The 11,623-nt window shown below is 45.2% G+C and carries 9 protein-coding genes; 3 read left to right on the top strand and 6 right to left on the bottom strand.

The genetic code is table 11. The annotated features are described in order from the left end of the window. Positions 1-6 precede the first annotated feature (6 nt). The 5 genes from GO495_RS24890 to GO495_RS24910 form a co-directional block, all read right to left on the bottom strand. The gene (locus tag GO495_RS24890; RefSeq protein WP_157302664.1) at positions 7-1,704 is read right to left on the bottom strand and encodes a GMC oxidoreductase; all 1,698 of its coding nucleotides are present in this window, start codon (positions 1,702-1,704) and stop codon (positions 7-9) included. A 30-nt stretch (positions 1,705-1,734) separates the two neighbouring features. Next, positions 1,735-2,310, bottom strand: coding sequence for a gluconate 2-dehydrogenase subunit 3 family protein (locus GO495_RS24895; protein WP_157302665.1), 576 nt, complete (start codon positions 2,308-2,310; stop codon positions 1,735-1,737). A 134-nt stretch (positions 2,311-2,444) separates the two neighbouring features. Further along, positions 2,445-3,194, bottom strand: a complete 750-nt coding sequence (locus GO495_RS24900) for a L,D-transpeptidase family protein (protein WP_157302666.1) — start codon at positions 3,192-3,194, stop codon at positions 2,445-2,447. Between the two features lie 385 nt (positions 3,195-3,579). Continuing rightward, on the bottom strand, positions 3,580-4,716 hold the full coding sequence (hppD, locus tag GO495_RS24905) for a 4-hydroxyphenylpyruvate dioxygenase (protein WP_157302667.1): 1,137 nt from the start codon (positions 4,714-4,716) through the stop codon (positions 3,580-3,582). Positions 4,717-5,006: 290 nt separating this feature from the next. Then, positions 5,007-5,999 carry an aldo/keto reductase gene (locus GO495_RS24910; protein ID WP_157302668.1) on the bottom strand — a complete coding sequence of 331 codons (993 nt, stop codon included), beginning with the start codon at positions 5,997-5,999 and terminating at the stop codon, positions 5,007-5,009. A gap of 127 nt (positions 6,000-6,126) precedes the next feature. Between GO495_RS24910 and GO495_RS24915 the strand changes: the two genes are divergently transcribed. Further along, positions 6,127-6,318 carry a hypothetical protein gene (locus GO495_RS24915; protein ID WP_157302669.1) on the top strand — a complete coding sequence of 64 codons (192 nt, stop codon included), beginning with the start codon at positions 6,127-6,129 and terminating at the stop codon, positions 6,316-6,318. A 45-nt stretch (positions 6,319-6,363) separates the two neighbouring features. On the opposite strand, the gene GO495_RS24920 is transcribed toward GO495_RS24915, so the two are convergent. After that, entirely contained in the window at positions 6,364-7,521 is a 1,158-nt protein-coding gene (locus GO495_RS24920) for a homogentisate 1,2-dioxygenase (RefSeq protein ID WP_157302670.1), read from the bottom strand. A gap of 711 nt (positions 7,522-8,232) precedes the next feature. On the opposite strand from GO495_RS24920, the gene thrA reads away from it, so the two are divergent. Continuing rightward, positions 8,233-10,680 carry a bifunctional aspartate kinase/homoserine dehydrogenase I gene (thrA, locus tag GO495_RS24925; protein WP_157302671.1) on the top strand — a complete coding sequence of 816 codons (2,448 nt, stop codon included), beginning with the start codon at positions 8,233-8,235 and terminating at the stop codon, positions 10,678-10,680. Positions 10,681-10,696: 16 nt separating this feature from the next. Continuing rightward, positions 10,697-11,623, top strand: coding sequence for a homoserine kinase (locus GO495_RS24930; protein ID WP_157302672.1), 927 nt, complete (start codon positions 10,697-10,699; stop codon positions 11,621-11,623).

Consider the following 11,623-nt stretch of genomic DNA (forward strand, 5'->3'; position numbering starts at 1 on the left):
TCTTAATTAAATATTTCCTTTCTTCATTTCTTTCACAGCATAATCTACTGCTCTTGCTGTCATGGCCATATAAGTAAGAGATGGATTTACACAGGCTGCAGACGTCATACTGGCGCCATCTGTTACAAATACATTCTTCACTGCATGCAACTGGTTCCAGGAGTTTAACATAGACGTTTTAGGATCACGACCCATACGTGCAGTACCCATTTCATGGATAGCCATACCGGGATAAGAACCGTTGTCATATGTCTTTACATCCTTCAGACCTGCTGCTTCCAGCATTTCTGCTGCATCGTTCATCATATCCACACGCATCTTCTTCTCATTTTCCTTGAACTCTGCATCAAACTTCAGTACCGGCTGTCCCCAATCGTCTTTTACGGAAGTATCCAGCGTTACTTTATTATCTTCATAAGGTAAACACTCTCCAAAACCTCCAAGTCCCATACTCCAGTCGCCCGGTTCTGTCAGCATCTCCTTGAAATCTTTACCTACTCCCATTTCAGCAATACCACTTGCCCAGCTTCCACGGCTCGCTCCTCCCTGGTAACCAAAACCACGGATGTAATCACGTTTATCGCTGCCAATGTTACGGTAACGCGGAATATAGATACCATTTGCCCTGCGGCCAAAGAAATACTTATCATCAAAGCCTACGGCCTTACCGGAAGCCCCTGTACGGAAGTGATGGTCCATCAGGTATTTTCCAAGTACACCGCTATCATTACCTAATCCATTCGGGAAACGGTGAGAGATAGAGTTCAGCAGTACAAAAGTAGTTCCCAGCGTAGACCCGTTCACAAAGATGATCTTTGCATAGAATTCGGTCATCTGCTTGGTGTGTTTATCGATTACTTTCACACCGGTAGCTTTGCCTTTCTGCTCATCATAAATAACAGAATTCACAATACTGTCCGGACGTAAAGTAAGATTCCCGGTAGCTACTGCTGCAGGTAACGTAGATGACTGTGTGCTGAAATAAGCCCCGAAAGGACAACCACGGCTACACAGGTTACGGTACTGACAATTGGTACGGCCAGGTAATGGCTGTGTGATGTTAGCCACACGGCCCATCGTCATGATACGGCCCTTATATTGCTCTTCTATGCGTTTCTTCACGTCTTTCTCCACACAGTTCATTTCCATTGCTGGCATAAACTGGCCGTCTGGCAACTGTGGCAATCCTTCTGCCTGTCCGCTGATACCTGCGAAACGCTCTACATAATCATACCAGGGCGCCAGGTCCTTATACCGGATTGGCCAGTCAACCGCAATCCCATCTTTCAGGTTGCCTTCAAAATCAATATCGCTCCAACGGTACGACTGCCTGCCCCACATAATGGATTTACCACCCACGATATCAGGACGATACCAGTCGAAACGTTTTACTTCATTATATGGACTTGTAGAATCATTGATCCAGAACTTTTCATTATGCTCGCTGTATGGATAATCGCGGCTTAATTTAGGATGTGTTTCCCTTTGTTCTACCGTAATACGGCCGGCATGTTTAAACTCCCAGGGATCCTTGGTTGCCGTATCATAATCCTTTACGTGTTCTAATGGTTTACCACGGTCCAGCATCAATACCTTCAGACCTTTTTCTGTAAATTCTTTGGCTGCCCAGCCACCGCTTACACCGGAGCCTATCACAATTACATCGTAAGTGTTTTGCTCCTGAGCTTTCATATTCAGATTCATGGAATTACTTTATTTGTTGTTACGAACTAATTACATCGCCCATGCCTTATCCCCTTTCTTATAAGGGATACAGCCTTCATATTTGCCTGGTACGGCAACATAACGCAGGGCTTTGGTGGCGCCTGGTTCAGAAGTGAAATAGCCTAATAATGTCAGCTCTTTCAGCACCTGGAAGTAATGGGTTGGATCGCCTTCTTTTTTGTTATCCCGCTTGTTATAAGCCACACGTTCCTTATCTATTTCAGTCAGTAACGCAGTCTTCTGTTCTGCAGTAATATCTACAAAAGGCTTTTTATATTGCTTTTCACTGGCTGCATCGATCTTCTTCATACCATCCAGCACTACCTGCTGATCAGTGGTTTTGTAACAATCGTTCAGCATCGTAACAATAAAGTCTTCGACCTTTGCCTCTTTGGCGCCGGGAGTATCTGTTTTTGGTATGATGGTTTCCGCGATCTCTGCTAATAAGCTCTTTGTTTCAGGCGCCTTGAGAGCATAATTCTCAGGAGCCTTTGGGTTACAGCCTTCCAGTGCGGATAATGTGGAAGCGGATATGGCAGTCCCTAGTAACAGGGCTACATTCCTGATGGCATCTCTTCTGTTCATAACGATAAAATTATTTGACCTTAACTCAAGGTTCGAAAAAAAATCGACTTTTCATAGAAAAATTAATTAAACGGCAAAAAGAAAGGGACTGGTTTATAACCGTCCCTTCAATTAAACAATTTATCAGTAATGGATCACATAATATATTTGCCCTTGCTGTCTACCATTACTACCGGTAAACGGTGATGTCTTTCGAAATAATCATACGCCCCTTTCAGATCTACCCAGAAACGCTGGGAAGTACTGTCTGTAAGGGTTACACTACCCAGATAGTCCATAGAACGCATGTTGCCGAACTTGATCGGGAACACATGCACAGGGATGAAATCCTGCCCTGCATTCTTGGCATTGACAGCCAGGATATACACTTCATCTATGAATTCGTCTGTCAGCGGGATACAGCCGATGGTGAGGCAACTGCCGTGAATGTAGATCTCCTTACCCGGCTTTTTAGGGTCACTCAGCACCTTATCCGAAATGTTGGGATAGTTGATACCCAGAGAAAGGTGATAGTTACTGTTAGGGTTGAAATCATTGATATAATAAAACCCCTCCGGTACCTGCATATCTCCCTCTTTACGCTTAGGCCCCATTTTACCTGAAAGTGTACATACCCGGTAGGACTTAAATAACCTGAAAGTGTCTGCGGCATTATTCTTTACCCAGATTTCCAGCTCACTGTCCAGTTTAAAAGAGCGGAGGAAAATGTATTTGGCAGGATATACCAATCCCTTCTTCTCAAACTCCTTCTTTAACTGCTCTTCTTTATCCCTGTAAGCATATACTACTTTGGGAAACATCTTCTGATTATCCAGAAATGATTGCTGGGCCTGTAGTTTACCAAACCCCAACAACATCATTGCTGCTAAAACGACCTGCTTCATAGATAATTTAACACAATTTTACAAGTTCACTAACTGTGTTCTGTCCTTACAGGAACACTTTGAGACGGCTGCATAGTAAAAGTCCTGTATGCAAGATAGAACAATAACATGGCAAAAATAGCATATATCACCATTCCAACCTTACGATTTGCAAAACGTAAAATATAGTGTCTCTCCCCCTGGAAGATCAATACAGCGGTTATACACTGAAAAATCCCTCCTAAAAGAAATAAGACACCCAATAAAGTTTGTACTCTCATAAACAACGATCTATTATGCAAATTATTTCAATTTTTCCGACAAACACATACCCTGAATGTGCGATATATGCAAAAAGGCCGTTCCGGAATGGAACAGCCTCTTTTAAAGGTTAAAATGGCGGATCTTACAGGTTGCCCCTCAGCGCCTGCTCTCTTTCTATCGACTCAAACAACGCTTTGAAGTTACCCTTGCCGAACGACTGGGCTCCTTTGCGCTGGATGATCTCAAAAAATACAGTGGGACGGTCCTGTACCGGTTTGGTAAATATCTGTAACAGGTATCCCTCGTCGTCGCGGTCTACCAGTATGCCCAGTTCTCTTAAAGGCTGCAGGTCTTCATCTATTTCACCTACCCTGTCCAGCAGTGTGGCATAATAAGACTCAGGTACTGTCAGGAACTCTACGCCCCTTTTCTGCAGCTCGGTAACCGTCTGGATAATATTATTGGTGGCGATAGCTACATGCTGTACACCAGGACCGCCGTAAAAATCAAGGTATTCTTCTATCTGTGATTTTTTCTTGCCTTCTGCAGGTTCGTTAATAGGGAATTTAACACGACCATTCCCATTACTCATCACCTTACTCATCAGGGCAGAATATTCAGTAGAAATATCGTTATCATCAAAAGATAACAGGTTGCGGAAACCCATTACTTTTTCGTAGAAATCCACCCAGGTATTCATCTCATTCCAACCCACATTACCCACGCAATGATCTACATACAGTAACCCGGTCTCAGCAGGGTTATACACGGTTTTCCATGGTTTAAAACCAGGCAGGAAAGGTCCATCGTAATTTTTACGTTCTACAAAGATGTGAACGGTATCTCCATAGGTATGAATACCACTGCGTACCACAGTACCATATTCATCCTTTTCAGTTACCGGTTCCATGAAAGCTTTCGCCCCTCTTTTCATGGTTTCCTCAAAAGCGGAACGGGCATCATCTACCCACAGCGCCAATACTTTTACCCCATCTCCATGTGCCTGGATATGCTTTGCAATATCACTATCCGGGCCCAATGGTGTGGTGAATACAAAACGCAGTTTGTTCTGGGTAACTACATAGGAAACTCTGTCTTTTACGCCTGTCTCAGGACCAGAATAAGCGGCAGACTGAAAGCCAAATGCTGTTTTATAAAAGTGAGCCGCCTGTTTGGCATTCCCAACATAAAACTCAACGTAATCCGTACCATTTAATGGTAAAAAGTCCTGCGCATTTGCGCGTGCTGCTGTAGCGGCAGTATCTGTAACGGTATGCATAAGATTTTAGAAAGTTTTGGTGTATGACCGTAATTTACAATGCACACGGCATTGAGTTAAAAAGCGATTATAGCAAGATGTAGTGGTAAAAGATCAGGCGAGGGGCGAATCCATTGCCAGCGTGGCCATGAGGAAGTAGTATTCACTCTGGAGCTGGTTTGATTTAGTATGATATGTGTGTAGTATAAGCATTAAATAGTTGCTATTGCAATATTAGCAATTCGGTCAGCAATAACCAAATAAAAAAACCGGAGCGATCGGCCCCGGTTCTATTCCCTGTTCTATATTAATTATACGAGTTCCAGCTTGTACAGCCTGTCATTAATATACCTGGTCTCTTCAGCCCCCAGTTTTATATTGATAGCCCTTGCGTTCTGTATAGCCTGTTCCGCATTACGGGCACCTACCAGCGCCACTGTAATTCCGTCACGGTCTATCGTCCAGCGGATCACCAGTTGAGCCAGGGTAACGCTCTTGCTTTCAGCTACAGGACGGATCTCGTCCAGGAAAGCATTGATGCGGTTCAGGTTCTCCGGCTGATAGAATTTAGTGGCAGGGCGATGGTCACCTTCTCCAAAATGATGACCTGGTTTGATTTTACCACTCAGGATCCCTCTCTGCAAAGGACTGTAAGCCAGAATACCTTTGTTATTTTCTATGCAATAAGGGACCAGCTCATTTTCAATCCCTCTTTCTACCATAGAGAAAGGCACCTGGTTGGAAGCCAGTTTAATCACTTTATCGGCCCTTTTCATCTGCTCCACATTATAATTACATACGCCTGCTTCACGGATCTTACCCTGTTCTTTCAGGCGTAATACGGCCTCAAAAGTTTCTTCAATCGGGGTCGTTTCATCATTCCAATGGATCTGGTAGAGGTCTATGTAATCTGTCCCCAGTCGTTTCAGGCTGTTCTCACATTCCAGGATCACACTTTCTTTGCCTGCATATTTATGGATATTGATGTCTTTACCATCGTTATCCTTGCTTTTGAAAGCCAGGTTACCCTTTTCAAGGTCCCAGCGCATACCGAATTTGGTCAGGATCTGTACCTTACTGCGGTCTAAGCCTTTCAGGGCTTCCCCGGTCAGTTCTTCACTTAATCCCATGCCATATACAGGAGCCGTATCAATAGAAGTAACACCCTCTGCAATAGAAGCACGGATAGCTTCTACGGCGTCCTTACGTTCTGTTCCTCCCCACATCCATCCACCAATGGCCCATGCGCCAAATGTAATAGCAGATACTTTCAGTTCGCTTTCTCCTAATTGCCTGTATTCCATAATTGTGCTGATTTTAAAATAAGGGGCAAAAGTATTGAATAATTAACGGTTGCACATACTAGCAATTTGGATAGCTGGTGATGAGGTGGCACGATGTTAGTGGCCTTTTATCGATAAAAACGATATTATGGCACAAAAAAAACCAGCTGGTCCGGCAGATAAAAAAGAAAAAGATGTACAGATTTCTGATGATGGATTGAAGAAAGATGCTACAGAAATTTATATGGGAGATAGTATACTGCAAACTCCGGAGGAACATCAGGAAGATGCGAACACAGACCCTGAAAAAGATGATGAGATTACCCTCGGAAATGCTTAAAGAATAAAGCGCTTCTTTTTCCGGAAGAGAAGCGCTTTATTCTTATTATTCAGCCCAGCTCATCACATAATGTCCGTCCTCAATTCCCAATGCATCTTCCGTGATCTGTAAAGGATGGAACGTATCTACCATCACAGCTAATTCTTTCGTCTCTTTCGCTCCTATACTCCTCTCCACAGCACCCGGATGAGGACCATGCGGGATACCACCCGGATGTAAAGTGATCATCCCTCTTGTTACATGTTTACGGCTCATAAAATCTCCATCCACATAATACAATACTTCATCACTGTCTATATTACTGTGATTATATGGAGCAGGAACAGACTGCGGATGATAATCGAACAACCTGGGGCAGAAAGAACAAACCACGTAATTACCGCCTTCGAAAGTCTGGTGTACCGGCGGTGGCTGATGCACCCGTCCTGTTATCGGTTCAAAATCATGAATGGAAAATGCAAACGGATATTCACAGCCATCCCAGCCGATCACATCAAAAGGATGATGTGCATAGTGAATAGGGTACATCACCCCTTTCTTTTTGATCCTTATTAAAAAATCTCCTGCTTCATCAATTGTTTCCAGGTTCTCCGGCTGGCGGATATCCCTTTCACAATAAGGAGCATGTTCCAGTAATTGTCCGAAATGGCTGAGATAACGTTTAGGATAACGGATAGGACTAAAAGATTCCAGGATGAATAAGCGGTTATCAGTACCGTTAAAGCTGATCTGATAAATAGTCCCCCTTGGTATCACCAGGTAATCTCCATATCCGAAAGTCAGTTCCCCGTACTGTGTGCGTAATACGCCCGCACCTTCATGTATGAAGATCATCTCATCAGCATCTGCATTCTTGTAAAAGTAGCTGGTCATGCTTTCGCGTGGAGCAGCCAGTACAATATGGCAATCGTTATTCACCAGTACAGGCTTCCTGCTTTCCAGGAAATCATTCTCGGGTTTGATGTTAAAGCCCTGGAAGCTGCGGTGTTTCAGCATTTTCTCTTCCGCCACTTTTGGCGCTACATTGTAAGGTTCATCCACCTTTACAATTTCCGTAGGCGGATGGCAATGATATAATAACGTTGAATTGGAAGAAAAGCCTTCGGTAGAAAATAACTGTTCGGAATATAACGTACCATCCGGCTTGCGGAATTGCGTATGACGTTTATGCGGGATCTTTCCCAGCTTATGATAGTGAGGCATGAGTATGTTTTGATGTATGGAATATAACAGAGCGTGTCTACAGGATTTCTATACCCCTTTCTGCAGGGCGGCAAGCAGGAAACAATATTTCCATTTGCGCTTATCTATATAATATGTGAAGTTCCGGAAATACGGCATTATGTAACGTGGTTATTACAAATATAAGTAAATTAGAGATAAGCACCTGAACAGGTTCCAAAGAGCTGCTGAACAGGTTCTAAAGAGCTTCTGATAAGGTTCATCCTACGTTTATCCTACGTCTTTTAACGTAGGATAAACGTAGGATGAACCTTATCAGAAGCCTGTCAAGTGCTATTATGAACCTTGTCAGAAACCGTTCAGGTGCTTTTCAGTGCCTGTTCTCCTATAGCAGTGATCTCCAGGTATTTGTCCCGATTCTCTCTATACCCGTATTTTTTCACAAATAACCGCATCTAAATTTAAATAATTTCAAAACTTTGACAATTCATTTGTTAATTCCAAAGAAATCATGCATTTTTGTTTGCGAAAAGTAAATTAAACAATAATAGTGCTACATTCTTCTACATACTTCTCATCTGCGATCTGCGCCTTCTCCGGCACAGGCTTCAGCACTATTACAACAACTACAATTACCCCGTTACGGGGTTAATTTCACATATCATCCAACGACCACCTAGTGGTACCACCGGTAAAAGGGATAGGAACTTTACGTATTAATATCATTATACAATGCAAGTATTAAAATTTGGCGGAACTTCCATGGGAAGCGCCCAGGCGATAGAACAGGTTTGCAATATCATACAAAATAAAAAACCAAACGGGCGCTTTACCATCGTTGCTTCCGCTATGAGTGGCATTACCGACAAACTGATCCAATGCGGACAGCTTGCCGGACAAGGACAGGAACAATACAGAAGTGTATTGCAGGAAATTGAGAACAAACACCTGGATACCATCCGCACCCTCTTCCCGATTACCGTACACAGTGGCCTTATCAGCCAGGTGAAAAAGAGACTCAACACACTGGAAACCCTTTGCGACGGGATATTCCAGGTGGGAGAACTCAGTGCCAGGTCGCTGGACAAGATCATGAGCTTCGGAGAACTGGTATCCTCTTACCTGCTTGCCGAAAAGCTGAAAGTAAACGGGCTCAAAGCCATATGGAAAGACAGCCGTGAACTGATCGTTACTGACAGCCACTTCGGCAATGCGGCCGTAAACTTCCTCGCTACAAATCATCAGGCTAACCAATATTTCCAGCAGGAAACTGCCGACTACTTCGTACTGCCCGGCTTCGTAGCCGCCAGTGCTGATGGCGAAACCACCACCCTGGGCCGCGGTGGGTCCGACTATACCGCTTCCATCATCGCTGCTGCGCTCAATGCAGAAGTGCTGGATATATGGACAGATGTGAGCGGAATGATGACCGCCGACCCCCGCCTCGTATCACAGGCTATTCCTATCGCACATATCAGCTATGCGGAAGCAATGGAACTCTCCCACTTCGGCGCGAAAGTAATCTACCCGCCTACCATACAACCCGTAATGAATAAACGTATCCCTATCTGGATAAAGAACACCTTTGCCCCGGATGATCATGGTACGCTTATCCATATACCGAATGGTGAGGCCCGCAGCTTCCCCGTAACAGGTATCAGCGGTATACAGAAGATAGCCCTGCTGACCCTCGAAGGTAGTGGCATGGTGGGTATCCCCGGTTTCTCCAAACGCCTGTTCGAGGCTTTGCTGCAGGAACGTGTGAACGTGATCCTTATTACACAGAGTTCTTCCGAACACTCCATCACCGTAGGTATCCATGAAGCTGATATGCTGAAGGCCAAAACTACTGTAGACAGCGAGTTCGCTCAGGAAATACAGGATAAACGTATAGAACCGCTGATAGTTGAGAGAGATATGAGCATCGTAGCGGTCGTAGGTGATAAAATGAAAAATCACCACGGTACCAGCGCTAAACTCTTTGGCGCTTTAGGTAGGAACGGTGTGAATATACGCGCTATCGCACAGGGTTCTACAGAAAAGAACATCTCTGTTGTGATCAATAAAGCAGACGTGAAGAAAGCGCTGAACGTTATACATGAAGCCTTCTTCGAAACACCGCTCAAACAGGTGAACGTATTTATCGTCGGTGCTGGTAACGTAGGTAGCAAACTGCTGGAACAACTGAATCAGCAGCATCATTACCTGATGAATGAACTGGGACTGCACGTGCGTGTGGCAGGTATCACCAACAGTAAAAAGATGGTGTTCGGTCATGAATCTATCAACCTGCCCGAATGGCGCGCCTTACTGGAAAACGGGGAACCGGCCGACTTAAAAATCTTCACTCAGAAAATAAAATCCCTGAACCTGCGCAACAGCGTGTTCATTGATAATACTGCCAGTAAAGAAGTAGCGGCTATCTACGGTGAATTCCTGCAACATGGTATCTCCGTAGTTACCTGCAATAAAATAGCCTGCTCTTCCGACTATGCATACTATAAGAACCTGAAGGAACTGGCGCGTAAATTCAACGCTTCCTTCCTGTTCGAAACCAATGTAGGCGCAGGTTTACCGGTGATCAACACCCTCAATGATTTAATCCGCAGTGGTGATAAAGTCCGCAGCATTGAAGCGGTCCTCAGCGGAAGTCTGAATTTCGTGTTCAACAACTTCGTGAATGGCGCTAACTTCCGCCAGGTAGTAAAAGCAGCCCAGGATGAAGGATACACGGAACCAGATCCACGTATAGACCTCAGCGGGGTGGACGTAATGCGCAAAATACTCATCCTGGCCCGTGAAAGCGGCGCGGTAATGGAGCTGGAGGAAATCACCAACCACTCCTTCCTGCCGGCAGAAGCACTGAACGCTCCTTCCGTTGCTGATTTCTATGAGCAACTGGACGTACATGCGGCTCATTTCCTTAACTTACGCCAGAAGGCCGACAACGAAGGCAAAAAGCTGAAGTTCGTGGCCCGTTATGAAAATGGGAAAGCGGCTGTAGGACTACAGTCTATCGCGCCTGATCACCCTTTCTTTAACCTGGAAGGCAAGGATAATATCGTGCTGTATACCACTAACCGTTATGCGGCCCAGCCCCTGATCGTAAAAGGTGCAGGCGCGGGCGCAGATGTAACAGCTTCCGGTATATTTGCTGATGTGATCAGATCTGCGAGATAATTAAACTAATTACAACATGGATATTAAAGTATTTGCTCCTGCTACCGTTGCCAATGTAGCCTGTGGGTTTGATGTAATAGGACTGGCGATGGACGCTCCCGGCGATGAGATGATCATGCGCCTGAGCTCCACTCCGGGTGTTACCATCACGAAGATACACGGTGCCAGCCTATCCACAGATCCGGCGCAGAACGTTTGCGGTGTGGCAATACAGGCTTTGTTACAAAAGTATGGCCAGCCAGACACAGGCATAGAACTGGAACTCTTCAAGAATATCCCTCCCGGCAGTGGCATCGGCTCCAGTGCCGCCAGCTCTGCGGGTGCTGTGGCAGGCGCCAATTACCTGCTGAACAACCCGTTCACGCCTAAACAACTGGTACGTTTTGCCATGGAAGGCGAACGGCTGGCCAGCGGCGCAGCACATGCGGATAACGTGGCGCCGGCCATTATGGGCGGCTTCACCCTGGTACGCAGTTACAAACCACTTGATATTACAGGTCTGCATACGCCCGCCGATCTCTGGGTGACCGTCATCCATCCGCAGATAGAAGTAAAGACTTCCGATGCCCGTGAGATACTCAAACAAAAAGTACTGATGACAGACGCCATCCGTCAGTGGGGTAACGTAGGTGCATTAGTGGCTGGTCTCTACCAGGAGAATTATGACCTCATCAGCCGTTCCCTGGAAGATGTGATCGTAGAACCGGTACGCGCTATCCTCATACCTGCTTTTTATGAACTGAAAGTAAAATGTAAGGAAGCCGGCGCCCTGGGCGGCGGTATCTCCGGATCAGGCCCTTCTGTATTCATGTTAAGCAAAGGAGAAACAAATGCACGTAATGTGGCAGAGATGATGAATAAGGTGTATGCCCCGCTGGGCGTGGATTATAAGATCCATGTATCTCAGATAAATACCAGGGGATGCAGAATAGATAAAGTGTAG

The sequence above is a fragment of the Chitinophaga oryziterrae genome (genome assembly GCF_009758125.1).
Classification (GTDB): Bacteria; Bacteroidota; Bacteroidia; order Chitinophagales; family Chitinophagaceae; genus Chitinophaga; species Chitinophaga oryziterrae.